This is a genomic window from Dactylosporangium sp. NPDC049525, assembly GCF_040676755.1.
In the GTDB taxonomy this organism is placed as follows: Bacteria; Actinomycetota; Actinomycetes; order Mycobacteriales; family Micromonosporaceae; genus Dactylosporangium.
Genome location: NZ_JBFAPO010000011.1, coordinates 15,946 through 42,087, shown reverse-complemented (window position 1 = coordinate 42,087; position 26,142 = coordinate 15,946). Strand labels below are relative to the sequence as shown.

Here is a 26,142-nt window from a genome sequence, read left to right as displayed (position 1 = left end):
GGTCAGCGCAGTGGTGGGAGGCGGTGCCGGAGCGGGGTGCCGGGGCCGGCGCCGACGAGGCGGCCGGCGTGCCCGGTCAGGGTGCGGCTGGCGCCCGCGGCGCACACGTCCGTGAACGGGTGCGGGCGGGCCACGGGTGGGCGGCTGACGATGCGGTCGTCGCCGGTGATGCCGTACAGGCGGCCGCCGAGCGTGGTCAGTGCGACACTGCCGCCCGCGGTGCCGATCGGCCGCCACCCGCCGGTGCCGAGCTCCAGTGCGGGCAGATACCACAGGGTGTCCCCGGCCGCGCCGGCGAACAGGCCGGCGTCGCACAGGGCGAGGCTGCCCGTGCCCGGTGGGGCGTCGGTCACATCGGTCCACGGTGCGGCGTCGAAGGCCGGGTCGCGGTAGCACAGCCGGGCCGCGGCGGTGACCGCCCACAGGCCCTGCCGCATCGGCCCGGCGGCCTCGCGCGGGGACGCGAGGCACAGCACGTCCGGGGCGTCGCCGATGCGGCGCCAGGGCAGGTTCTGCGCGCACGCCTCGCGGGCGAGCAGGCCACCGTCGGCGGCGACCGCGTAGAACGAGCCGTCGCAGGTGGTGAGGGCGTGCAGTTCCGCGGGCGGGCCGATGACCGTCCAGTCGCCGGCGGGTCCGCGCGGCCCGGGCGGGCCCACCGGACCGGCCGACCGGGCGGGCCCCACGCCGCCGGACCACGCAGGCGGCGCGACGGGCAGCGGGGCGCAGAAGCGGTCCAGGACGTTGCGGGTGATGCGGTCCACGACCGGGTCGCTGAGGCCCTTGCCCCAGTTGACGGTCGCGGCGGTGAACACGGTGCCGGCGCCGTGGTCGAAGACGCCCATCGTGGCGGCGCCGCCCTGGCCGTAGCGGCGCCAGTGGCGCAGGTCGGCGGTGGCGAGCACCACGAACGACGGCGGGGTCCCGTCCCGGCCGGTGGCCCGCGGGACGCCGTCGACCTCGGCGATGTCGGCGGCGTCGGTCTCGTAGCCGAGGGTGCCCTGGCCGAACTTGTCGCCGTCGCTGAGGCCGGTGCCGTCGAAGACCCAGTGCGAGGCGAACCTGGCCGTGAACGCCTCCTGCCCGATGACGGCCATCCCGTCGCCCCAGGCGCCGGCGCCGCGGCGGAAGCTGACGCCGGTCATCGTGTTCTCGGGGCGGTTGACGGGGGCGCTGGACCATTCGACGGTGACCCGGCCCGGGTCCACTGTAGACATGGGGTCGGTGGTGGCGTCGCGGTGGCAGACCATGGTGCGGCCGCCGTCCTCGAGGCGCATCTGCCACCAGGCGGTGTTGGCGCCGAGGACGGCGAGGTTCCCGCCGCGGCGGACGAAGCCCTCGACCGCGTCGCGCTGCTCCCACGTCCAGTACTCGTCATGGGCGCACACGATGAGCGTCCGGTGCGCGTCGAGGATCGCCGGGTCGAGGTGCAGGTCCAGGTTGGAGCAGTACTCGACCGGGTACCCGGCGGCGCGCAGCCACCGCAGCAGCGGCTCCTCCCACCGTTCCGGGGGTGGCCCGCCGCCCGGCCGGTCGAAGGTGACGGCGGTCGCCCGGGTCGGCTCCTCCGCGTAGTAGAGGCCCTCCGCCGGCACGCCCGCACGGTTGTACGCCTGCCAGGTCGCGAACGGCACGGACACCAGGATCGGGGCGACCGGCGCCGCGGCGCGCACCACGAACCAGGCCTCGTCGTCACCGGCGCCGTCGATGCGCGGCACGGCACCGGCGGCGGCGAACGTGGCCCGGTACAGCGACGACGGCCACGACACAGGCACCTGCAGTGTCCACGTCGGACCGTCCACGTCGGACCGGAGCATGACGAGGCCGGTGATCGCGTCGGTGACGACGACCCTGGCGGCGCCCGTGACGGCGAACGGCAGCGGGGTCCCGGCCACGCAGGACGTGGCCCGCGCGTACGCCCGCGGGGTCACAGCAGTCCGGTCAGTGCGGTCATCGGCACGTCTTCCCCGGCGGCGCGGACCAGCAGCTCCTCCAGGGCCCGCAGCTGGCCTTCGATCGCGCCCGGCGGCAGGTAGGCGGTGTCCGCGGTGAGGGTCACGACCAGGGCCGGCCCATCATTCGTGATGTGCAGGCAGTAGCGGCACGCGACCCGGTCCTGCGTGGCTGGGAAGTCGAAGCGGGTGTCCCGGGGCTCGGTCGCGGCCTGGGTGGGGCGGCCCTCAACGAGCCGCATGTCGTTGAAGCAGGTGTACGGGTGGACCTCGACGCCCCGCGCGGCCGCCGCGGAAGCGAGCATCGCGTCCCAGCCGGCGGGGTCGTAGGCGGCGGCGCGGTAGCCACGCAGGGCCGCCTGCCAGCCGGGGCGCAGCAGCGCGCCGAACGTGGGCCGGTCGACGTCGAGGACGAACAGGCCGTCCTGCGACAGGGTGCTGACGAGGTCGCGGTGCGCGGTGGTGAACCGGTTGCCGACGATCGGCATGACGGCGGTGGTCGAGTGCCCGCCGGCGACCGCGGCGAGGGCCCCGGCGGCGGTGAGCAGCACGGTGGAGCCGCTGACGCCGTGCTGGGCGGCGAGGGCGTCGACGGCACCGCCGAGCGCGGTGGAGACGATCCGGCCGGTCCAGTAGCGGGGCGTCTGCGGCGGCGCGACCGGCGTGACGAACATGGTCGGGGGGATGCGGGCGAACTGTTCGGCCCAGTACGCGAGGGCGGTGGCGCCACGGCGGTGCCCTTCCGGGGAGTGCTGCTCCTCGGCGAGGTCCAGCGGCGTCGTCTCGGGGTCGCGCAGCCCGCGGGTGCCGCGCCGCACCAGCAGCCGCAGGTCGCGGGCGAGGACCTCGGCGCCGTGGCCGTCGGTGGCGAGGTGGCACAGCACCAGGACCAGGTGGCTGACGTCGGCACCCGACGCGCCGGTGGTGACGACGGCGGCCCGCACCGGCCACTCGGCGCGGTAGTCGAAGGCGGTCCCGGCCAGGAGGTCCCGGACGCGGGCCGCGGCGGCGGCCGGGTCGGCGCCGCCGTCGAAGACGTGCACGTCGAGGACACCGTCGGCGGCGAGCACCTGACGGGTTGCGGCCCCGAGCCGGGTCCGCAGCGCCTCGTGCCGGGCGACCAGAGCGGCCAGGGCGGCGAGGGCGGTGTCGACCGGCACGGTGCGCGCGCCGAGGTCGACGATCCGGTCGAGGTTGAAGTAGTGGTCGTTCGGCACGGTACGGCCGATCGCGTGCCAGATGGCCCGCTGTCCCCAGGTCAGCGGGCCGGTGCCGGACCGTTCGCCGGCGAACGGTACCCGGGCCGGGGCGAGGAGCTCAGTCATCGCGGACCGCCCGCTCCTGCACGGTGCGCACCAGGGCGTCGAAGTCGTCGAGGTGGCTGCCGGGCGCGTCCAGGTCGAGCTGGACGCCGAGCTCGTCGTCGAGGGCGTCGATGAGCCGCAGCACCGCGAGGGAGCCGACGCCGAGGGCGGCCAGGGATCCGCCGCCGGCCAGGATCTCCTCGGTGCTGACCTCGCCGTCGGTGGCGGTGCTGACCAGCGTCGCGACCCTGTCGCGCAGGTCGGGGGCGCTCATCGGGCGGCCAGCCGCTGCCGCAGGCTCAGCGGGCGGATGTCGGTCCACACCTCGTCGATGTGGGCGACGCACTCGTCCCGGCTGCCGGTGAACCCGGTGCGCCGCCAGCCGGCCGGCGGCTCCTCGGCGGCGTTCCACAGCGAGTGCTGCTCCTCGTCGTTGACGACGACGGCGAACGTGTCCGGCGTGCTCATCGGGCCTCCCGCAGTTCGGCGATCGCGGCGACGACGCCGTCGATCGTTGGGGTGTCGAAGAAGACGTCGAGCGGCACGTCGACGCCGAGGCGTTTGCGGATGCGGACCGCGATCTGGGTGATGGTCAGGGAGTGCCCGCCGAGGTCGAACAGGTCCTCGTCGGGACCGATGTCGTCGATGCGCAGCACCTCCTGCCAGATTCCGGTGACCGTGGCCGTCGTTTCGTCGCCGGTACCGCCATCAGCCGCCGCTGTGGCACCGGCGGGCTCGGCCGGACGCTCGCCGGCGGGGACGGGCAGGGCCGCCCGGTCGAGCTTGCCGTTCGGGGTGAGCGGAAACCGTTCCAGTGTCACGACCTCGGCCGGCACCATGTACCCGGGCAGCGCCTGCGCCACGTGTCCGCGCAGCGCGTCGGCGTCGACCGGTGCGGCGGGCACCACGTAGGCGATGAGGCGGGCCCGTGGCCCGTGCGGGTCGGCGAGGGTCACCGCGGCCTGCGCCACCGACGGGTGCGTGGCGAGGCGGGTCTCGATCTCGCCGGGTTCGATCCGGTGCCCGCGCAGCTTCACCTGGTTGTCGACCCTGCCGAGGAACTCCAGTCCGCCGCCGGGCCCGCGCCGCACCCGGTCGCCGGTGCCGTAGACGCGGGCACCTGGGGCGCCGAACGGGTCGGGGCGGAACCGGTCGGCGGTCAGCCCGGACCGGCCGCGGTAGCCGTGGGCGACGCCGAGCCCGCCGATCCACAGCTCCCCCGCGATGCCGTCCGGCACCGGCCGCAGCGCGTCGTCCAGGACGTGCAGGGTGGTGTTCGCGACGGGCCCGCCGATGGTGACCGGGGCGCCGGGCGCGATGTCCGCGAGCGCGGACCACACCGTGGTCTCGGTCGGCCCGTATGCATTGACGAGCCGCTTGACGAGGGGGCTGAGCTGCGACGCGAGGTCGGCGGGCAGCGCCTCGCCGCCGGTGACGGCGACCAGGTCGCCGCGGGTCAGCCCGGCCTCCAGCAGCAGCCGCCAGCCGGACGGGGTGGCCTGCACGTGGGTGACGGCGTGCCGGTCGATGAGCCGCAGCTGCGCGGCGGCGTCACGGTGCCGGTCCGGTGGCACGAGGACGATCCGGGCGCCGACGGTCAGCGGCAGCAGCAGTTCGACGGTGGAGATGTCGAACGACAGCGACGTCAGCCCGAGCCACGTGTCGCCGGCGTGGGCGCCGAGGTGGTCGCGCATCGAGTCGACTAGGTTGGTGAGTGCGCCGTGCGGGACGGCGACGCCCTTCGGCCGCCCGGTCGACCCGGACGTGTAGATGACGTATGCGAGGTCATCGGGGGACGGCGCCTCGTCCGGCGCGGCGTCGCCGGTCCCGTCGAGCGACACGCCGTCCGGGGTGAGGACGAGCGCGGCGCCCGCGTCGTCGCGGATGAACGCGATCCGCTCGGCCGGGTAGGACGGGTCCAGGGGCAGGTAGGCGGCGCCGGTCCGCAGCACCCCGAGCACCGCCACGAGCAGCTCCGCGGTGCGCGGCAGGGCGATCCCGACGAGCGCGCCGGGCCCGATCCCCTGCCGCCGCAGCCGCTCCGCGAGGCCGTTCGCGGCGGCGCCGAGCCGGCCGTAGCTGACCTGCCGGTCCCCGCACACGACCGCGACGGCGCCCGGGGTCGCCGCGGCCCGGGCCAGGAACCGGTCCACCACCGTGTCGCGCGGGCCTGGCCCGACGGCGGCGGCGTCCGAGAGTCCCGGCAGCGGCAGGTCGCCGATGGCGGTGTCGGGGGCGGCAACCGCCGCGGACAGCAGTGCCTGGAACTGCGCGGCGACCTGTTCGGCGGCGAACGAGCCCGCGACGAGCTGGAGGCTGCCCTCCACGACCGACGGGCCCTCGACGAGTTGCAGGTTGGCGGTGCCACGCACGGCACCGCTGATCACCAGCCAGTCGACGGTGCTGTCCATGCCGGTGAACGCGGGTGCGTCGGCGCGGCGCCGGTAGCTGACGGTCAGCGGGGCGAGCGCCGCCCGTGGGGTGAGCCGCACAGCGTGGCTGAGCGGGACCCGGCGATGCGCGTAGACGTCGCGCAGCTGCGCTCGCAGGGATCGGGCGAATTCGGCGAATGGCTGCGCCGGGTCCGGGGCGCTGCTGATGGGGAGCTCGTTGACGTGCAGCCCGATCCGGGGCGCGTCCCGGTCCGCGGTCGACAGTTCGAGGGCGGTGGTGACGGTGGCGTTGCCGTACCGGCGCAACAACGCGTGCCAGGCGGCGAGCAGGAGCTCGAAGTGGGTGACGCCGACGGCGGTGGCCGCTGCCGCGAGGGCCGCCGTGCCGATGGCGAACGGCACCGCGACGGCGCCGGCCCCGGGCGGGGTGTGCCGCTGGCCGGGCAGCTGCGGCGCGGCGGGCTCCTGCCACCGCGCAGCCCAGAACGCCGCCGCCCCGGCAACGTCCACTGTGGACTCTCCCGGTGGGGCGTCCGCTGTGGCCAGGGTGCCGCCGTTGTACGCGGCGGCGAGGTCGGCGACGAGGACCTGCTTGGAGGTGCCGTCGAAGACCAGGTGGTGCACGACGACGCACAGCAGGTGCTCACGGTCCCCCGTGCGGAGCAGGGTGAACCGGGCGAGGGGTCCGCGCCGCAGGTCGAACGGCGCGGCGACGAGCGAGGGCAGTTCTGCCGGGTCCCCCGGGCGGACGGCGAGGGCGACCGGGTCGGCGGCGGGGACCAGCGCCGGCAGCTCGCCGTCGACCGCGGCGCCGAGGACGGGGTGGCGGGCCACGACCGCGGCGCAGGCAGCGCGGAGCCGGTCGACGTCGAGGGTGCCGCTGAACCGGATCGTCACCGCGAGGTGGTAGGCGGCGCCGACCGGCAGGGTCTGCTCGGTGATCCAGACCCCGTGCTGAGCGGGGGTGAGCTGGTCTGCAACGGTCTGGGTGGTCACTGGGTCGCCCTGTCGTCGAGGAGCTGGCGCAGCTCACGCTTGAGGATCTTGCCGTTGTCGTTGCGGGGCAGCCGGTCCAGGAACAGCATCCGGCCGGGCACCTCGTGCCCGGCGAGCCGTTCGAGCAGGAACGTGCGCAGCTGCGGTGCGGTGAGGGGGCCGTCGGTGACGACGGCGGCGGCGACCGCGGTGCCGAGGACCGGGTGCGGCACCCCGAACGCGGCGGCCTCCCGCACGAGGGGGTGCTCGTGCAGGGCGTGCTCGACCTGCAGCGTCGACACCTTGTGCGCGCCCGACTTCACCACGTCGCTGTCCCGGTCGACCAGGTACAGGTAGCCGTCGGCGTCGAGCCGGCCGACGTCGCCCATGCGCACCCACCGGCCGTGGAACACGTCCGCGGACGCCTGGCCGTCCCGGTAGTAGGACCGGGCGGCGGTCGGGGACCGCAGCCACACGTCGCCGGTCTCCCCCACCGGCAGCGGCTGCCGGTCCGGCCCGGCGATCATCAGGTCGGCCGCGACGGTCGGGCGGCCCAGCGCGCCGGGTCGTTCGGGGTCGAACACCATCGAGGTCTGCGCCGGGGCGGCCTCGGTCGACGTGTAGTAGTTGACGATCGTCGCGGCCGGGAACGCGGCGGTGAGCCGTAGCGCGACCGCCGGTGGCAGGGCGGCGGCGGTGGAGCCGATCAGCCGTACGCCGGACAGGTCGTGGGTGGTGTGGACGGCGGCGTGCAGCATCTCGATCGCCATGGCGGGGACGAGGAAGATCGTGCCGGCGGCATACCGCTCGATGAGTTTCGCGAACCGGCCGGGCGTGAACGTGCCGGCGGTGAGCGCGGCGGCGCGGGCGTTGAGCGCGTTGACGAGCATCGTCTGGCCGGCGTTGCTGCCGACGGGGAAGGCGTGCACGAAGTGCGTCGAGTGGGCGAGGGGGCGGCGGCGCGGGTCGAGGGTGCAGCCGTACGCGAGGTTGGCGTGGGTGGCGCCGACGCCCTTGGGGACGCCGGTCGTGCCGGACGTGTAGAGGATCTGCGCCAGGTCCCCCGGCGACGGCGGCGCGACGGCGGGCTCGGTGGCCGTCCGGCCGCCGGCCTCGACCTCGGCCAGGGTGGCGGGTTGCAGCACGGTGGCCGCGCCGCTGTGGGCGAGCACGTGCCGGACCTCGGCGGGGGCGAGCCGGTCCGACATCGGCACGGCCACCAGCCCGGCGCGCAGCACGCCGGTGAACGCGACGGCGTAGTCGTTCCATCCGGCGGTGCCGTAGTGCAGCGCCACCCGGTCGCCGGGGCTCAGGCCGCGGGCGCGGAGACCGGCGGCGACGGCCTCGGCCCGGGCATGCCAGGCGCCGAAGGTGACCTCCTCGTCGCCGGCGACGAGCGCGACCCGGTCCGGTTCCCGCTCCGCCCGGTGTGCCAGCAGCGCGGGCAGCGTCGCCGGCACCGCGGGGGCGCGGGCGGCGGCACGTGCGGAGGCTTGGGCCGTGGCCGCCGGGGTGGTGGTCATCGGGCCGGCTCCAGGGTGCGGGTGTCCTCGCGATCCCGCTGCTCGCCGGCGGGGACGCGCCGGCGCAGCTCCTGGATGCCGACGAGGTCGTCGGGCAGCGCGTCGGGCACGTCGGTGTCGAAGCGGCGCAGCACCGGGATCCGCAGCCCGACCGCGACCATCGCCGCCATGGCGAGGCCGAACACGACGTACATGAACGCGATCCCGCGGCCCGGGCCGGTGCCGATGACCGCGCCGACGGTGCCGGACAGCGCGCCGCCGGGTCGCAGCAGCGGCTCGAAGAACCTGGTGCCGAGCGGCGCGACGATGCCGTGCCCGATCGGCAGCGTCGACCAGGCGACCATGGTGTTCAGCGCGAAGACCCGGCCGTGGTACCGCTGCGGCACCTTCACCTGCACGATCGTGGTGTAGACGCCGTTGACCAGCGACAGCGCCGCGGACAGGCCGAACGCGCACGCGCCGACGATCCACACGCTCGGGTGGGTGCCGCCGAGGACCGCGGCGACGGCGAGGAGCGCGGCGAGGCCGAGCATGCCCCGCAGCCGCTGCCGGCGCGGCCCGCCCCAGAAGCCCATCGCGATGCCGCCGACGATGACGCCGGCCCCGCCGCACATCGCGACCCGGGCCGCGGCGTCGAGGTCGGCGAAGGACAGCACCAGCGGCGTCATGAGCAGGAACAGCGGGGCGAGGAAGATGTTGAGGCCGGCGAACCACAGCAGCATCGCCCGGAAGCCGCGGTGGTGCCACGAGTAGGCGAAGCCGTGCCGGATCTCCGCCAGGAGCGTCTCGCGGCGCCGCCACGGCAGGGTCCGCGGGAACTTGACGGCGGCGAGGACGGTGATCGCGACGGTGTAGCTGAGCACGTCGAGGATCAGGATGCCCTTGAGGCCGATGCCGGCCATGAGCCCGACGGCGATGAGCGGCACCACGAACGCGCTGACGCCGCCGGCGAGCTGGACGATGCCGTTGGCGTGGCCGAGGTATTGCTTCGGCACCAGCTGCGGCACCGCGGAGGCGTATGCGAGCCGCTGGAACGTCAGCGCGATCGACAGCGCGGCGAGCAGCGGGTAGATGTGCCAGGGCACGAGCACGCCGCTGACGAGCAGGGCGAGCAGGGTGGCCTGGGTGGCGCCGGCGGCGACGTCACCGGCGAGCATCACCTTGCGCCGGTCGAACCGGTCGACGATCGCGCCCGCGAGGGGTCCGGCGAGGATGCCGGGGAGCATGCCGATGACGGCGTACAGGGCGTACCTGGCGACGGACCCGGTTTCCAGGTAGATCCAGATCGGCAGGGCGAACTCGGTGAGCGCGGAGCCGGTGATGGAGACGAGCTGGCTGAGCGCCACGATCAGGAACCGGGCCATTCCCGGCTGCGCGACCGGTTGCGCGGCGGCCGGGTCGGCGGGTGCGGGCGCGGCGGTGCCGGTGCCGTGCAGCCACCACGACGTCTCCCCCGCCGTCGAAGGAAGGGTCTCTGAAGGTTCGGGGCCGCCGGGGACGAGGGTCGGGTGGGCGCGGCTGACGATCTCCGCGAGCTCCTTCGCCCGGTACTTGAGGAAGAAATGCCCGGCCTCCTCGAGCAGCACCAGTGCGACCCGGTCGGAGACCAGCAGCCATTCCCGGTACCGCTCCTGGTAGAAGTCGGCGGCGGGGTCGCGGGTACCCATGACGGAGACGATCGGCGCGCGCAGGCGGGTGCCCGCACTGTCGAGGGTGGCGGTGAAGTACTCCTCGGCGGCCACGGAGTCGCGGCGCATGTTGCCGATGATGAACTGTTTCTGGGTGTCGTCGAGGTCGGCGACGTCGGCGCCCATCGAGGTGAGCCAGTTCTCGTAGACGCGGTTGCCGAGCAGCGGTTCGAGGGCGGCGAACCGGCTCAGGGCGCTCAGCACGCGGCTGCGCGGGCGGGCGAACGGGAACTGGGCGCCGATGTAGACCGCTTCGAGGTCCCGGCCGGCGTTCTCGAGGCGGCGGGCGACGGCGACGATGAGGGCGCTGCCGACGCCGCAGTGCCCGTAGAGCGCGATCGGGCCGCCGACGCGCTCCTGGATCTCGGCGGCGACCCGGTCGGCGAGTTCCTCGAACGGCAGCCGCTGCTCGGTCAGGCCGACGTCGTGGCCGGGGATGGCGACGGACCACAGGGCGTGCCCGGCCGGGAGCGCGTCGGCGAGAGGCTGGTAGACCACGGCGCTGCCACCGCCGTACGGGACGCAGACCAGCGTCAGGTCCGGCGCCGTCGCGTCCTTGGTGAGCCGGTGCAGCAGCCGGCGCGGGCCGCGCTCCTCCTCCGACGTGGACGCGAACGCGGCCAGCTCGCGGATGGTCTTGAGGGTGAACACGTCCATGACGCTGACCGGCTGCCCGATGCCGGCGAGCTGTTTGCGGGCGCGGGCGACGACCTGGGTCGCGAGCAGCGAGTGCCCGCCGAGGTCGAAGAAGTCGTCGTCGATGCCGACGGACGGCAGGCCCAGGACCTCGGCCCAGATCGCGGCGAAGACGAGCTCGGCGGGGGTGGTCGGCGGGGCGGCGTCGGCGCCCGCGGCCGCCGCAACGGGGGCCGGCAGCGCGCGGCGGTCGAGCTTGCCGCTGGGGCCGAGCGGGAGCCGTTCCAGGCCGACGAACGCGGTCGGCACCATGTAGTCCGGGAGGGACTGCTTCAGTGCCGTCTTCAGGGCCGCCGGGTCGGGTTCACCGGCGCCGACCAGATAGGCGACGAGGCGTTTGTCGCCGGGCCGGTCCTCGCGGACGGTGACGGCGGCCTCGGTGACGCCCGGCTGCGCGCGCAGCGCGGCCTCGATCTCGCCGAGCTCGATCCGCAGGCCGCGCAGCTTCACCTGCTGGTCGATGCGGCCGAGGAACTCGATCGTGCCGTCGGTGCGCCAGCGGGTGAGGTCGCCGGTGCGGTACAGCCGCCCGCCGGGTGGGCCGAACGGGTCGGGGACGAACCGGGTCGCGGTGAGACCGGGCCGGTCGTGGTAGCCGAGGGCCAGGCCGACGCCGCCGATGTGCAGCTCGCCGGGGACGCCAGGGGGCACCGGCTGCCCGGCGGGGTCCAGGACGTAGAGGCGGATGTTCTGGATGGGCGCGCCGATCGGCACGGTGCCGAGGTCGCCCGCGCATTCCCAGGCGGAGACGTCGACGGCGGCCTCGGTCGGCCCGTACAGGTTCCACAGTGGCGTCGCCGGCAGCGTGGCGGCGAAGGCGCGGGCGGTGTCCGGCGGCAGCTCCTCGCCGCTGCAGACGACCCGGCGCAGGCTGGTGCAGGCGGCGACGCCGTCCTCGGCGAGGAACATGGCGAGCATCGACGGCACGAAGTGGGTGGTGGTGACGCCTTCGCGCACGATCAGGTCCCGCAGGTACGCGGCGTCCTTGTGCCCGCCGGGTTTGGCCAGGACGAGCCGGGCGCCGGCGATGAGCGGCCAGAAGAACTCCCACACGGACACGTCGAAGCTCGCTGGGGTCTTCTGCAGCACCACGTCGGTGCCGTCGAGCCGGTACGTGCGCTGCATCCAGTCGAGGCGGTTGACGATGCCGCGGTGCGTGTTGGGCACGCCCTTCGGCTTCCCCGTCGACCCGGACGTGTAGATCATGTAGGCGACGTCGCCGGCCTGCGGCGCGTCGGGCACCGGCGGCAGCTTCCGGGCGAACCCTTGCTGGAACTCCGACGGGTCGTCGAGGAAGATGACCCTGGCCGTGGTGTCCGGCACCGGCAGCCGCGACTGGGTCAGCAGGACCGGCGCGCCGGCGTCGGCGAGCATGAACGCGAGCCGGTCCGCGGGGTAGTCCGGGTCCAGGGGCACGTAGGCGGCGCCGGATTTGAGCACGCCGAGGAGCCCGACGACGAGATCCGTGGAGCGTTCGGCGCTGACGGCGACGAGCCCGCCGGGGCCGGCGCCCTCGGCGCGCAGCCGGCGGGCGACGCGGTCGGCGGCGGCCTCGAGCTCGCGGTAGGTGAGGCGCCGGTCCTGGAACTGCACGGCGACGGCGTCGGGGGTCCGCGCGGCCTGCGCGGCGATGAGACCGGGCAGCGTCTGTCCGGCCGGGAATTCGGCGGCGGTGTCGTTCCAGCCGCGCAGCACCTGGTCGCGCTCCGCCGGCTCCAGCAGGTCCACTGTGGACACGGGGGCGTGCGGGTCGGCGACGACGGCGCGCAGCAGCTTGTGCAGGTGCCGGCCGAGGCGGGCGACGGTGGCCTCGTCGAACAGGTCGATGTTGTAGTTGAAGGCGCCGCGCAGCCCGCTCGGGTGCTCCATGACGAACAGCTCGAGGTCGAAGCGGGTGCCGGTGGCCCGCAGCCCGAACGGCGTGACGTCAAGCGGCCCGGCGGTGTCGCCGGCGGCCGCGGTGGCGTAGTTCTGCACGGCGAGGACGGCCTGGAAGACCGGTGAGCGGCTGACGTCGCGGGGCACGTTGAGCTCGGAGACCAGCTGCGCGAACGGCAGTTCCTGGTGTGCGTACGCGGACAGGCACGTCTCGCGGGTGCGTTCGACCAGTTCGGCGAACGTCGGGTCGCCGTCGAGGCGGGCCCGCATCGCCAGGACGTTGACGAACATGCCGATGAGCCGTTCGAGCTCCGGTTCGGGCCGGCCCGCGATCGGTGAGCCGACGGCGAAGTCCCGCTGGCCGCTGTGCCGGGACAGCACGACCTGGAACGCGGCGAGCAGCACCATGTAGACGGTGGCGCCGTGGGTGCGGGCGAGGCGGGTGAGCCCGTCGAGGAGTTCCCGGTCGACGTCGAAGCCGTAGCCGGCGCCGTCGAACGTCTGCTGCTTCGGGCGGGGCCGGTCGGTGGGCAGCGCGAGGGGTTCGACGCCGGCGAGTTCGGTGCGCCAGTAGTCGACCTCGCGGGCGAGGGCGTCGCCGGTGAGCCGTTCGCGTTGCCAGGCGGCGAAGTCGCCGTACTGCACCGGCAGCGGCGGGACCGGCGACGGGACCCCGGCCGCGTGCGCGTCGTAACCGGCGAGGACCTCGCCGACGAGGACCTCGCTGGACCAGCCGTCGCTGATGCTGTGATGGGTGACCAGCAGCAGCACGTGATCGTCCGGCGCCGGCTGCTCGGCGGGGCCGGCGATGCGGACCAGCAGCGCGTGCAGCAGCGGGCCGTGGACGAGGTCGAACAGCCGGCCGACGGCCTCGTCGACGATGCGGGCGGCGGCGTCCTCGTCGGCGGCGTCGACGACGGTGAGCGCCGGCAGTGCGCTCGGGCTGCCCGGCTCGGCGATGTCGAGGACGGGCTTGCCGTCGTCGGTGACCGGGTAGCGGGTGCGCAGCGACTCGTGCCGGGCGACGACGTCGTCGAGTGACCGGGCGAGGGCGGCCTCGTCGAGGACGCCGCGCAGCCTGCGGGCGACCGGGATGTGGTACGCGGCGGTCCCGGGCGCGAACTGCTCCATGAACCAGAGCCGTTCCTGGGCGAACGACAGCGGCGGCGTGGTGCCCGCGGGCCGGGCCGGGATGGTGACCGCGGCGGCGGGTCGCCGGCGTAACCGGGCGGTAAGTAATGCCCGCTTGGCCGCGGACAGGTCTTCGACGGTCATGAAAGATCCCCCGTGAGCAGGTGCTGTGCCGTCTCCTCGCTCATCGCCTCGATCTCGGCGACGAGCAGCGCCTCGACGGCCGCGGCGAACCCGGCGACCGTGCGGTGGGTGAACAGGGTGCGGATCGGCACGGTCAGGTCGACGGCGGCGCGGATGCGGGCCACCATGCGGGTGGCGAGCAGCGAGTGGCCGCCGAGGTCGAAGAAGTCGTCGAGCGCGCCGACCTTCTCCACCCCGAGGACCTCGGCCCAGACTCCGGCGACGAGGTCCTCGGCGTCGGTGCGGGGCGCGACCCAGCCGGTGGCCGACCGGACCTCCGGGTCGGGCAGGGCGGCCTTGTCGAGCTTGCCGTTGACGGTGAGCGGCAGCGCGTCCAGGGTGACGATCGCGTTCGGCACCAGGTGCGCCGGCAGGGTCCCGGCGAGTGCCTGCCGCAGCGCGGCGGGATCCAGGTGCGCCGGCACGACGTAGCCGATGAGGGCGTCGGCGCGGGCGACGACGGCGGCCTGGCCCACGCCCGGCAGGGCGAGCAGCGCGGCGGTCACCTCGCCGGGCTCGATGCGGTACCCGCGGACCTTGACCTGCTCGTCGAGGCGGCCGAGGAACTCCAGCTGCCCGTCTGGCCGCCACCGGACGCGGTCGCCGGTGCGGTACCGCCGGGCGCCGGGCGGCCCGTCCGGGTCCGGTTCGAAGGCGTCGGCGGTCCGGCCGGGCCGGCCGAGGTAGCCGTGGGCGACGCCGGCGCCGCCGATGCGCAGCTCCCCGGGGACGCCGGGCGGCACCGGACGGCCGTGCCGTTCGGTGACGGCGACCGTGGTGTTCCACAGTGGCCGCCCGATCGGCGGGCGGTCGCCGGGGTCGCCGTCGCCGGTCAGGTCGGCGACGGTGGCGATGACGGTGGTCTCGGTCGGGCCGTAGGAGTTGACGAGCCTGACCCGGTCGCCGAACGTGGCCCGCCAGGCGGTGACGGCGGCCGCCTCGACCTGGTCGGCGCCGAGGATGACCAGGCGCAGGCCGGCGGGCCACCGCACGCCGCCGAGGTCGTCGACCAGGCGGTGCCAGTAGGGCGTCGGCAGGTCCAGGACGGTGACGGCGGCCCCTGCCGCAGAGGCGAGGAAGTCGGGCAGGTCCGCGTCGGCGAAGACGACGGTGCCGCCCGCGGCGAGGGCCGGCCACAGCTCCTCGGCGTGGGTGTCGAAGCTCAGCGCCGCGAACTGGGCGACGGTGTCGGCGGCGGTGATGCCGTAGCCGTCGCGCATCCAGGCGACGCGGGCGGCGAGGGCCCGGTGCGGCACCAGGACACCCTTCGGCGTGCCGGTGGAGCCGGAGGTGTAGATGACGTACGCGGTGTCCTCGGGGTCCGGGTCCACGGTGGCCGCGGCGCCGGTCGCGGTCGCCGGGATCGTTCGGACCCCGTCGAAGGTCCGGTCCGCGTCGGCGATGACCACGGTGGCACCGCTGTCGGCGACCATGAAGTCGAGGCGGGCGGCCGGGTACGCGGGGTCGAGGGGCAGGTAGGCGGCGCCGGCCCGCCAGGCGGCGAGCATGGCGACGACCGCGTGCGGGCCGCGGGGCAGGCACACGCCGACGACGCGGGGCTGGTCCGGCGCCTCCAGCAGCGCACCGGCCAGCCGGCCGGACGCCTCCCAGAGCGCGCCGTAGGTCATGCCGTCCAGCGCCGCCTTGGCAGGGTGCTGCGCGACCCGCGCCGCGAGCTCGTCCAGCACGGCACGGGCGGGCGGGGCGGTGGTCGTACCGGCGACATCCAGAAACGAACGGTCCGCCTCGGTGAGGACGGGCAGGTCGCGGACCCGGGTGTCGGGGGCGGCGAGCGCTGCGCGCAGGAGGACCTCGAACCGCTCCGCGAGCGCGGCGATCGTGCCGGGGCGGAACAGGTCGCGGCGGTAGCCGAACACGGCGACCAGGTCGTCGCCGGAGCGCCACACGTCGAGCATCACGTCGACCTTGGTCTGGGCGTGACCGCCGTCGATCTCGACCGCGGTCAGCGGGCCGAACGACCGCGGCACGCCATGCCGGTCGCCGTCCTGGCTGTGCACGGTGAGCAGCGTCTGGAACAGCGGGTTGCGCGACAGGTCCCGCTCGACGTGCAGCTCGTCGAGGAGCCGCTCGAACGGCAGGTCCTGGTGGGAGAACGCGCCGAGGGCGGTGCGGCGGGTGGCCCGCAGCAGCTCCCGGAAGGTGCCGTCGCCGCCGAGGTCGGCGCGCAGGACGAGGGTGTTGGAGAAGTAGCCGACGAGCGGCTCGAGGTCCGGGTCGTTGCGCCCGGCGACGGGCACGCCGACGCTGATGTCGTCCTGGCCGGTGTGCCGCTGCAGCAGCACCTGGTATGCGGCGAGGAGCACCATGAACGGGCTGACGCGGTGCTCGCGGGCGAAGACGTCCAGGGTCGCGGCGCCGGCGATGCGGCGGGTGTGGAACGCGCCGTCGGACGTCTTCGACGCGGGTCGGCGCAGGTCCGGCTGGAGTTCGAGCGGGGCGGCGCCGGTGAGCTGCTCCCGCCAGAAGGTGGTGTCCTGCTCCGCGCCGGCGTCGCGCTGCGCCTGCGCGAACGCGGTGTACGTCGTCGGCAGCGGCGGATCGTCGAAGCTGCCTTCGTAGCGGCGGGCCAGCTCGTCGCGCAGGACGTTGAGCGACCAGCCGTCGGCGACGATGTGATGCACGACGAGGCTCAGGACGTGCTCGCCGGGCCGGTCCTCGACCCGGATGAGGGTGGCGCGCAGCAGCGGCCCTTCGGCGAGGTCGAACGGGGCGTTGCTGCGCTCGGCGAGCAGCGCGTCGAGGCCGGCGGCGGGGCAGCTGACCTCGTCCAGGGCCGGCGCCGGGCCGGCGGTCGCGCACGGTCGTCCGTCGGTGGCGGGGAACCTGGTGCGCAGCGTCTCGTGCCGGTCGGCCAGGCCCCGCAGCGCGGCGGCCAGCGCTCCCGCGTCCAGCTCGCCGGTGAGGCGCAGGACCAGCGGGATGTTGTAGGAGGCGTCACCGGGGTCGAGCTGGTCCAGGAACCAGAGTCGTTCCTGACCGAAAGACAATGCTCCCGACACGAGTCCCCCTCTCGTCGGCGTGACCATGGGTAAGGTACGAGTCGATGCGTCAACTGTCAACAATCTTTACGATTAGTCCCAGCCTTCGACGCAGATGGATCGCCTCCGACGTCACCAGCCCCCGCTCCCCTGCCGCCAGGTCCCCGATCCGGCGGAGTTGATCGTGGCTTCTTGACGGAGCGTGAGGGGTATGGTCACGTGAGCTGTGACTCGGACCGCCGCGTTCGTCGGGCGCCGCAGGGAGCTGGTGATCCTGGACAGCGCGTTCGGCGGCGCGTCCCGGCTGGTGCTTGTGGTGGGCGACGCCGGCGTGGGGAAGTCCCGCCTGGTGGGCGAGGCGTTGCGGCGGGCCCGCGCCGCGGGCGCGCTCACCGTGGTGTGCGGCTGCCTGCCGTTGGTGGACAAGCTGCCGCTCCTGCCGGTGGCGCAGGCGCTCACCGAGCTCGATCGGGCCGGCGACGGCCGGACGCTGGTGTCGGCGCTGGACCGGCTCCCCGGGTTCGTGCGCACCGAGGTCGCCCGGTTGCTGCCCGGCCTCGCCGAACCGGCGGGGATGGACGGCCGCCCCCGGGGCTCATGGGAGCGGGAGCGGTTGTTCGCCGCGGTGGCGCGGGTGCTGTCCGAGATCGCCCAGGGTGACCCGCTGGTGCTCCTGGTCGAGGACCTGCACTGGGCCGACGCCGCGACCCTGGATCTGCTCACCTACCTGCCCGCGGCGGCCGGGCCGAGCCTGATCGTCGCGGTCACCTGCCGCGGCGATGAGCCTGGGGTCGGGGCGGAGGTGCTCGACTGGCTCGCGCAGGCGCGCCGCTCCGCGCTGACGGTGGAGGTGCGCCTCGTCGCCCTCACCCGGGACGAGACCGCGGAGCAGGCGGCCGACCTCATCGGCCGGCCCGTGCCGGCCCCGTTCGTCGACGAGCTGCACGCGCGCAGCGAAGGCAACCCGTTCTACACCGAACAGCTCGTGGCGGCGGCGCTGACCGGCGCGACCGGCCCGGCCGTGGCCCTGCCGCGGGTCCTCCCCGGCGGCCTCGCCGACCTCCTGGCCACCCGGGCCGGCCGGGTCGGCGGTCCGGCCCGCGCGGTGCTGGCGGCTCTCGCCGTGGCGGGCCGGTCGCTGACCGAGCCGTCGCTGTGCGCCGTCACCGGCCTGGCCGAGCAGGAGGTCGCCGACGCGCTCGAGGAGCTGGCCGCGGCGAAGCTGCTCGCCCCGTTCGACGGCGACCCGGGCTGCCGCCCCCGGCACGCCCTGCTGGCCGAGGCGGTCCTGGCCAACCTGCGTCCCGGGGAACGCCTCGCCCTGCACGTCCGGACGGCGACGGCGCTGGAGGCGCTCGGCGACCCGGCCCTCCTCGGCGAGGTCGCCGGGCACTGGGCCAGGGCGGGGCGGCCCGCCGACGAGCTGCGCACCACCGTCGCGGCCGCCGGCGCCGCCGCGCAGATGCTCGCGTTCTCGCGGGAAGGCGACCTGTGGTGCCGGGCGATCGAGTTGTACGACGCGCTGCCCGACGCCGCCGGCCGGCTGGAGCTGGATCCGGCCCGGCTGCACTTGTCGGCCGTCGACGCGTACATCTCCAGCGGCCGGGGGGAGGACGCCGCCGTTGTGGCGGAGCACGCGTACCGCCGGTTCGCGGCACACCCGGATCGCACGGTCGCCGCATACGTCCACGCGCGGGCCGGGTTCTACCGTTCGATCGACGACCCCGCCGCCGGCCGCCCGTTGCTGGAGGAGGGGCTGCGGTTGTTCGAGGGGACCCCGCCGTCGCGGGAACACGCCCAGACCCTGCTGCGCTTCGCCAACCACCTGCGCGGCGAAGGGCGTGGCGCGGCCGGCCTCGGGTACCTCGAGCGGGCCCTGGCCGCGGCCGAGGCGGCCGACGCCGACGACATGACGATCAGGGTCACCGCCGACCTCGCCTTCCAGTACGCCGTGCAGGGTCGCCTCGACGCGGCGTTGCAGTCCCTGCGGCACGCGAACGACCTCGCCCGGACGCTGGAGGCGAACCGCGGCGACTACGGCCCCGGGACCGCGCTGGCCGTGTCCGAGAGCGACCTGCTGCTCAAGGCCGGCCGCCTGCACGACGCGCGGGATGCCGGCTGCGCGGGATACGAACGGGCCACCAGGGGCGGCCGGCGCGAGTCGTACAGCGCCGCCGTCGGCCTCGCCAACGCCGTGCAGGCCGCCTTCGAGTTGGGAGACACGGCCGGTGCGGCCCGGCTGCTGGACCCGGTCGACACCGACACGCCCAGGCTGGACAGCTGGCCGCTGTGCCTGCGGCAGGCACAGGTCGACCTGCGCCGCGGGCAGCTGGAGCCGGCGGCGCAGCGCGTGGCCGCCGTCCTGCGGATGCCCATCGGCGGCGACCTGGACAACGCCCGGGAGATGGCGTTGGTGGTGGCCGAGGTGGCATTGTGGCGTCGCCAGCCGGACGCAGCCCTCGCCGAGATCCTGCGGGTCCTCGCCCGGCTGGAGGGCACCGAACAGGAACTGCTCTGCGGCGAACTCCTGGCACTCGGCGCGCGCGCCGCCGCCGACCTGGCATCCGGCGGCGAGTCCGGTTTGCTTGGCGTCGAGCGGCTGGAGGCGGTCGCCGAGCGGCTGGGTGGCCGGCCCTTTGCCGCGCAGCCGTACCTGGCGCAGGTCCGCGGCGCCCATGCCGACTGGACCGCGGAGCGTGGCCGCGCCCGCGGCGCCGACGACCCCGCCGCCTGGGCGGCGGCCGCGGCCGGTTGGGAGGAGCTGGGCCGCCCGCACCGGGCCGGCTACGCGTGGTGGCGGCACGCCCAGGCCCGGCTGAACGCGGGAGCCGCCCCCGAGACGGCAACCGAACCGCTGCGGCGCGCGGCGGCAGCGGCGGCCGGCATGGCACCGCTGGCCGCCGCCGTGGCGTCCCTCGCCCGGCGGGCCCGCGTCACGCTGCACCCCACGCCCGGCCAGGAGCCGCCCCCACCGGCGGACCCGTTCGGCCTGACCGAACGGGAGCGCAGCGTGCTGCGGCTGGTCGCCGCCGGCGACACCAACGCCGAGATCGGCCGGAAGCTGTACATGAGCCCGAAAACCGCCAGCGTGCACGTGAGCAACATCCTGCGCAAGCTGCAGGTCACCAACCGGGTTCAGGCCGCTGGCCTGGCCGAACGCGCCGGACTGCTCGACGAGAGCCAACCCGGCTAAGGTGCCGCGACGCGATCCCTTGGGCGATCTCCAGATGTGGGCGGCCATGCCTTAGCCCGACGCTGAGGAAACACCAGCCAATCGGGTGGATCGACACAGACGGGAGCACGCCGATGGCAATTCCGGCCGTCATCGTGGGCATCGCGGCAGCCGCCGCAGCCGCACCAGAGGTCATCGACAAGATCAAGCACGCGCTCGACGCGCTCGGGTTCGACCGCTCGTGCATCATCGAGCTCGTCAACACCACCGACGAGCGTCTGAAGCTGGTCCGCAGCGGCCACGACTCGGGCGGTTTCGAGCAGCCGCCGGCACCGTTCCTGGAACCCCGCTCCACCATGGTGTTCTCGTCGCGGAGCACCGCCGCGGGCCGGGGCGCGGTCGGCAACATCGGCTTCGACGGCAACGGGTTCACGCTGTTCATGGACTGGAGCAACCCGTTCGCCGGCAGCAACGACCTCGACGCCAGTGTCGTCGGGCCGAGGGCGAACGAGTTCGTCGCGTACGCCGAGGACAACCCGGGTCACACCAACGCCCGGTTCCGGTGCGTGCTGTCCTACACTGATCCGGCACGCTACGCGGTCGGCCCCAGGTCGAGGTTCGCGTCCTTCAACTTCCCGGACCGGTGCATCCGGCACCGCAACTTCCTCGGCGAAGTGACCCCGCTGGATCAGCTCGCCGCGGACTTCCAGTTCGACGTCATCGGCCGCGGTCCGGGCCTTGTTGCCCTGCGGTCGGTCAACTTCCCGGACCGCTTCCTGCGCCACCAGAACTTCGAGGTCAAACTGCAGCCGCCGGCCGGCATCGGCGACCTGCTGTGGGTGCAGGACACGACGTTCCATCTCGACCCCGGACTGGCCGATCCCGGCGCGGTGACCTTCCGGTCGACGAACTTCGGGGACCGGTACATCCGGCACCGCAACTTCAAGCTCTACCTCGAACCCGGCGACACGCCGCTGCTGAGGGCGGACGCCACCTTCCGCCGGATCCCGGTCTGACCCGGCGGCCGGGGCCAGCAGCAGCAACTGCTGACCCCGGTCGGGGGTGCAGCGGTCTCGCGGTGCACGCAGCCAGAGAGTGCCCCTCCCATGATGCACGCTCCACTCCCCTGTGCCCCGGCAACGGCGCATCGTAGGTGGTGGGCGCCCGCCGCACGTTCATCGGCAACCTTTGGGAGACAGGCATGCAGTACCGCACACTCGGCCGCACGGGCATCAAGGTCAGCCCCTACGCGCTCGGCGCGATGATGTTCGGCAAGGCCGCCGGCGTCGGCAACGCCGACCACGACGACTCGATCCGCATCATCCACAAGGCGCTCGACGCCGGCATCAACTTCATCGACACCGCCGACGTGTACTCCTACGGCGAGTCCGAGCAGATCGTCGGCGCGGCGCTCAAGGGCCGCCGGGACAGCGTCGTCGTCGCCACCAAGTTCAGCCGGCCGATGAGCGACGACCCCAACCAGCAGGGCACCTCACGGCGCTGGGTCATGGCGGCGGTCGAGGGTTCGCTGCGCCGCCTGCAGACCGACTACATCGACCTGTACCAGATCCACCGCCTCGACCCGGGCACCGACATCGAGGAGACCCTCTCCGCGCTCACCGACCTGGTGCGCAGCGGGAAGGTCCGCGCGATCGGCTCGTCCACGACCCCGGCGTCCGAGATCGTCGAGGCGCAGTGGGTCGCCGAACGGCGCGGGCTGGAACGGTTCCGCACCGAGCAGCCGCCGTACTCGATCCTCAACCGCGGCATCGAGCGCGAGGTGCTGCCGATCGCGCAGCGCTACGGCATGGGCGCCCTCGTGTGGGGGCCGCTCGCGCAGGGGACGCTCACCGGCCGCATCCGCAAGGGCGGGCAGACCGACCTGCGCCGCGCCACGTTCTTCAAGCACATCAGCGACGAGCGCCGCCTCGACGCCGTCGAGCAGCTCATCCCCCTCGCGGACAAGGCCGGCCTGCCACTGACGCACCTCGCCATGGCGTTCGCGATCGCGCACCCGGGCGTGACCAGCGCCCTGCTCGGCGCCCGCACCATGGAGCAGCTCGACGACCTGCTCGCCGCCCTCGACGTGACCCTGACCGACGAGATCCTCGACCAGATCGACGCGATCGTCCCGCCCGGCACCGACGTCGGCGCGCTCGACCAGGCGTACGTGCCGCCGGCGCTGCAACTGCCCCACCTGCGCCGCCGCCCGCTCGGCGAGCGCTCCGCCACCTGAACCGCCGCGGCACCAGAGCCAACGTCCGCAACGGTTCAGCTCGATCCGACCAATGTCATCGAATGCGTCGACGATCTGCACGGAGCCGCCCGCTCTGGCGAATCCCCCCAGGCGTGAATGCGTCGCGAGGATGGACGCCATCTCGGTGAGGGGCTTCTCCTGAGGTGGGGTCGCATGTCAGAGGTCGAGGACGATGCGGGAACCGCGGACACGTGAGACGCACGGGTAGATGACGTCCTGACGGCCCCGCTCGGCGGGCTGCAGCACGTCGTCCCGATGGTCCGGAACGCCGGCGAGCACGCGGGCCTCGCAGCTTCCGCATACCCCGTCTTCGCAGGAGAAGTCCAGGCTCGGATCGACGTCCTGCAGCACCGACAGCAGGCTCCGGTCGGCCGGCACCTGAACCGTCCGTCCGGACCTGCGCAGTTCGGCCTCGAACGGCGCGTCGGGAAGTTCGCTGGTGCGGGCACTCGGTGCGAACCGCTCCAGGTGCAGAGTCCCTTGCGGGCAGGCGGTCGGCATCAACGCCTCAACTGCGCTGATCATCGCCTCCGGGCCGCAGCAGTAGACGGCGGTTCCCGGCGGCGCGGCCCGGAGGATCGCCTGCAGGTCGGGCCGGGGCCACCGGTCGGCCGGCGAGATCGTCACCCGTTGTGGGTGCGACCGGGACAGCTGCCCGGCGAACGCCATCGAGGCCGTGGCCCGACCGCGGTACACCAGGTGCCAGTGCCCGCCATCGGCGGTCAGCTGCTCGATCATCGGTATGAACGGCGTGATCCCGATGCCGCCGGCGATGAAGAGATACGACGGTGCGCCGGCCACCACAGGGAAGTTGTTGCGGGGCCCGCGGATCCCGACGGTCGTGCCCAGCGCGAGTCGATGGAGCTCGGTCGATCCCCCACGCCCGTCCGGTTCGTACAGGACCGCGATGCGGTAGCGGCCCGGCTCCGCCGGGTCACCGCACAGGGAGTACTGCCGCACACGTCCGGACGGCAGCACCACGTCGACGTGCGCGCCCGGCTTCCAGGACGGCAGGCGGGCACCGTCGGCAGCCACCAGATCCAGCACGACGGTGCGGTCGGCGACGCGCTCGGCGGCGGCCACCGTCACCGCGGTCCCGGAGCGCCCGTCCTGCTTGATCTCCCGGCGTCCCCAGCGGGTCCGGCCGCCGGGTTTGAAAACGGACAGGATTGTCGCGGTCCACAGCAGCGTGAAAAACAGGGCCATGGCGCCGATCAGCAGGATCCCGGTTTCACCGGGCTCGGCGGCGGGGTCTTCGGTCCGCGTCACCAGATCCTCGATCCAGGGACCCTCAAGCACGGCGAGGAGCGGGAGGCTGAGCGCGATGATCAGCTTGGCCAATACCCAGCGGTGCTTGACGAGCCCCCAGGGCGTGCCGAGAGATACCACCGCTCCGGTGATAAGCGCCATGAAGACGCTCGGAATCGCCAGAGCGACGTCGAACGTGTTCATGAGCACGTACGCGCCCTGCCGGACGTCGGGTCGATCCGTGGTCATTCCCACGATCGACAGCGCGAGCATCGCGAGGGACACGCCCAGCCAGCCGACGCTGATGCCGACGTGCAGCGTCAGCCATACCTTGCGCGACGTCCGGCCCAGGCGCGGGAACCGTGGCTTCAGCCCCACCGCGATCATGGTCGACAGCAGCATTCCCAGCCACGGCACCTGGTGGGCGAGCAGGAACAGGAACTGCGCCGGGATGAACATCAGGTGGAAGACGATCAGGATTCGTCGGGTACGCGCGGCGGTCGCCGCGCGATCGAGCGCGAGCCAGCTCCCGAACGACAGGACGACCGCACAGGCGTATCCCACCGTCCCGGCCGCCTGGAACAGGAGATGGGAGGCGTCCTGCCGCAAGGCGATCAGCACCCCCGCGACAAGCGCGAAGGCGCCGAAGACGAGCTGCAGATTTCTGGGACCGAGCCATTTTCGGATAACCATGCCGACCAGCGTCGCCAGCGGTGCCCCGCCTGGCGTCGGCCGATCCGGGAGAGCCGATCATCAGATCCGCCATCATTCGCCGGTGCCGTGTACAACTTTCTGCTGACGCGCGTATCGCTCTGCCTGCTTAGCCTGGGAGAACAATGATTACGCACGACTTGCACCAGGCGACGCACCGGTACCGCCGCCCCGTCACGGACACGGCAATGGCGCTTGTCGTCGTCGTGCTCACGGCGACCGGCGAGTTCGGTACCAACGACTTCTTCGGGCCTACGTTCGCCGGGCTCGACGACCCCTTCCCGCCGCTGTGGCTCGGCGTCCCGATCGCCGTGGTTCTCGGGTTGCTGACCCGGTGGCGGCGGCGGATTCCGGTGCTGCTGCTGGTCGGATCACTGCTGGCGAACGGTCTCGTCTCGGCGCACCTGGCCGTCGGGGTGGCGCTGTACACGCTGGCGGAGCGCGCCACCGCGTGGCCCAGGGTCGCCGCCGGCACGCTGGCGTCGGCCGTGTTCGTGGGTGTCCCGATCTGGCGGTTCGCCGGCGCCGACGGCGCAATACCGATCGTCATGGCGGCGTGCGTCGCACCGGCGCTTCTCGGCATGTACGTGGGCACGCGGCACGAACTGGTCGAGCGCGTCCAGCAGTGGGCGCAACACGTCGAACGCGATCAGCAGCAGCGCCTCGCCGGTGCCCGCAGCGAGGAACGGGCCCAGATCGCCCGAGACATGCACGACGTGGTCACCCACCGGGTCTCCCTGATGGTCCTGCAGGCCACGGCCCTGGAAGCGGCCACGGGTGTAGACCCGGTCGTCATCGGGAGACAGATCAGAACGACGGGGCGCGAGGCACTCTCGGAACTCCGCTCGCTAGTGGGGGTCCTACGCAACGACGGCGACGCCCCGCTCACCCCTCAGCCAGGGCTTGCCGATCTGCCCGTCCTCATCGAGGAGTCGCGGCGGATCGGCATCCCTGTCACCGTTGACGTGACGGACCCAGCGGCACCGCGGCCCCCGCTCCTCGTCGAACACGCCGCCTACCGATTCGTCCTGGAGGCACTGACGAACGTGCGCAAACACGCGCCGGAAGCGCGCACCCAGGTACGCGTCGAGCAGACTCCGCACCTGCTGCGGCTGTCGGTGCGCAACACCCGGGGACGGCCCGTCACCGATGCCCCGCTGCCGACTGGCGGCCACGGGCTGCTCGGCCTGGCCGAGCGGGTCCGGCTGGTTGGTGGCGAGCTCACCGCAGGCCCGACCGCCGACGGCGGCTTCGAGGTGGTCGCCGAGGTACCGATCCACTGCGACGACGCGTCGTGACCTCCCCCATCAGAACGCTGATCGCCGACGACGAGTGGATGGTGCGTTCGATGCTGCGCGCCATCCTGGAGGCGGCACCCGACATCACGGTCACCGGCGAGGCGTCCGACGGCGTCGAGGCCGTCAGCCTCGCACGCACACTGCGTCCCGACGTCGTCCTGATGGACATCCGAATGCCGCGGGGCGACGGGCTGACGGCGACCGAGCGGCTGGGACGGCTCGACCCGCGGCCGTACGTCGTCGTGCTGACCACGTTCGACCTCGACGAGTACGTGCACACGGCGCTGCGCAACGGCGCCGTGGGCTTCCTGCTGAAAGACGCGTCGGCCGGCGACATGGTCGCCGCCGTACGCAGCGCGGCGCGCGGCGACGCGATGATCTCCCCACGGGTCACCCGCCGGCTGCTCCGGACGTTCGTCGAGCCGAGATCAGACCGGCGCAGCGACGCCGTGAAGCGGCTGGCCGTGCTCACGGACAAGGAACAGGAGGTACTCCTCGCCGTCGGCGGCGGCCTGTCGAACGCCGAGATCGCGACCACGCTCTTCATGAGTGAGGCGACCGCGAAGACCCACGTCAGCCGGATCCTCGCGAAGCTTGACCTCAACAACCGGGTACAGGCGGCGATCCTCGCTCACCAGGCCGGTCTGCTCGACTGATTCCCGTACGGTGTCGATCAGCCCACCCAGGCCATCGACGCGTTCAACCCCTCCCGGCGCTCGGCAACGCCGCCACGG

General features: G+C 73.8%; 14 protein-coding genes. 5 read left to right on the top strand and 9 right to left on the bottom strand.

Annotated features, from left to right (window positions below):
- Window positions 1–2: 2 nt before the first annotated feature.
- Genes AB0K00_RS18335 through AB0K00_RS18300 form a run of 8 tightly spaced genes read right to left on the bottom strand, consistent with a single transcriptional unit; the run spans window position 3 to window position 16,743 of the window.
- Window positions 3–1,931 carry a N,N-dimethylformamidase beta subunit family domain-containing protein gene (locus tag AB0K00_RS18335; protein WP_363522190.1) on the bottom strand — a complete coding sequence of 643 codons (1,929 nt, stop codon included), beginning with the start codon at window positions 1,929–1,931 and terminating at the stop codon, window positions 3–5.
- Entirely contained in the window at window positions 1,928–3,277 is a 1,350-nt protein-coding gene (locus AB0K00_RS18330; protein WP_363522188.1) for a condensation domain-containing protein, read from the bottom strand. The genes AB0K00_RS18335 and AB0K00_RS18330 overlap by 4 nt, the downstream gene beginning before the upstream one ends.
- Entirely contained in the window at window positions 3,270–3,530 is a 261-nt protein-coding gene (locus AB0K00_RS18325; RefSeq protein ID WP_363522187.1) for a phosphopantetheine-binding protein, read from the bottom strand. The genes AB0K00_RS18330 and AB0K00_RS18325 overlap by 8 nt, the downstream gene beginning before the upstream one ends.
- A complete protein-coding gene (locus AB0K00_RS18320) occupies window positions 3,527–3,724 on the bottom strand; it encodes an MbtH family NRPS accessory protein (RefSeq protein ID WP_363522186.1) in 198 nt (65 codons plus the stop codon). Before AB0K00_RS18320 ends, AB0K00_RS18325 begins: the two co-directional genes overlap by 4 nt.
- Complete coding sequence (locus AB0K00_RS18315; protein ID WP_363522185.1) at window positions 3,721–6,645, bottom strand: amino acid adenylation domain-containing protein; 2,925 nt, start codon at window positions 6,643–6,645, stop codon at window positions 3,721–3,723. The genes AB0K00_RS18320 and AB0K00_RS18315 overlap by 4 nt, the downstream gene beginning before the upstream one ends.
- A complete protein-coding gene (locus AB0K00_RS18310) occupies window positions 6,642–8,147 on the bottom strand; it encodes an AMP-binding protein (protein WP_363522184.1) in 1,506 nt (501 codons plus the stop codon). The genes AB0K00_RS18315 and AB0K00_RS18310 overlap by 4 nt, the downstream gene beginning before the upstream one ends.
- The gene (locus AB0K00_RS18305) at window positions 8,144–13,684 is read right to left on the bottom strand and encodes an amino acid adenylation domain-containing protein (RefSeq protein WP_363522183.1); all 5,541 of its coding nucleotides are present in this window, start codon (window positions 13,682–13,684) and stop codon (window positions 8,144–8,146) included. The genes AB0K00_RS18310 and AB0K00_RS18305 overlap by 4 nt, the downstream gene beginning before the upstream one ends.
- Window positions 13,681–16,743 carry an amino acid adenylation domain-containing protein gene (locus AB0K00_RS18300; protein ID WP_363522181.1) on the bottom strand — a complete coding sequence of 1,021 codons (3,063 nt, stop codon included), beginning with the start codon at window positions 16,741–16,743 and terminating at the stop codon, window positions 13,681–13,683. Before AB0K00_RS18300 ends, AB0K00_RS18305 begins: the two co-directional genes overlap by 4 nt.
- 205 nt (window positions 16,744–16,948) lie before the next feature.
- Here AB0K00_RS18300 and AB0K00_RS18295 point away from each other — a divergent pair, with 205 nt between their 5' ends.
- The 3 genes from AB0K00_RS18295 to AB0K00_RS18285 all read left to right on the top strand — a co-directional run bounded on the left by AB0K00_RS18295 (window position 16,949) and on the right by AB0K00_RS18285 (window position 22,130).
- Window positions 16,949–19,915, top strand: coding sequence for an AAA family ATPase (locus AB0K00_RS18295; RefSeq protein WP_363522179.1), 2,967 nt, complete (start codon window positions 16,949–16,951; stop codon window positions 19,913–19,915).
- Between the two features lie 113 nt (window positions 19,916–20,028).
- On the top strand, window positions 20,029–20,910 hold the full coding sequence (locus AB0K00_RS18290) for an AbfB domain-containing protein (protein ID WP_363522178.1): 882 nt from the start codon (window positions 20,029–20,031) through the stop codon (window positions 20,908–20,910).
- Between the two features lie 185 nt (window positions 20,911–21,095).
- A complete protein-coding gene (locus AB0K00_RS18285; protein ID WP_363522176.1) occupies window positions 21,096–22,130 on the top strand; it encodes an aldo/keto reductase in 1,035 nt (344 codons plus the stop codon).
- A 177-nt stretch (window positions 22,131–22,307) separates the two neighbouring features.
- On the opposite strand, the gene AB0K00_RS18280 is transcribed toward AB0K00_RS18285, so the two are convergent.
- Window positions 22,308–24,092, bottom strand: a complete 1,785-nt coding sequence (locus AB0K00_RS18280) for a PDR/VanB family oxidoreductase (RefSeq protein WP_363522175.1) — start codon at window positions 24,090–24,092, stop codon at window positions 22,308–22,310.
- A gap of 143 nt (window positions 24,093–24,235) precedes the next feature.
- Here AB0K00_RS18280 and AB0K00_RS18275 point away from each other — a divergent pair, with 143 nt between their 5' ends.
- Window positions 24,236–25,408, top strand: coding sequence for a histidine kinase (locus tag AB0K00_RS18275; RefSeq protein ID WP_363522174.1), 1,173 nt, complete (start codon window positions 24,236–24,238; stop codon window positions 25,406–25,408).
- The gene (locus AB0K00_RS18270) at window positions 25,405–26,064 is read left to right on the top strand and encodes a response regulator transcription factor (RefSeq protein ID WP_363522172.1); all 660 of its coding nucleotides are present in this window, start codon (window positions 25,405–25,407) and stop codon (window positions 26,062–26,064) included. Before AB0K00_RS18275 ends, AB0K00_RS18270 begins: the two co-directional genes overlap by 4 nt.
- The last annotated feature ends 78 nt before the right edge of the window (window positions 26,065–26,142 follow it).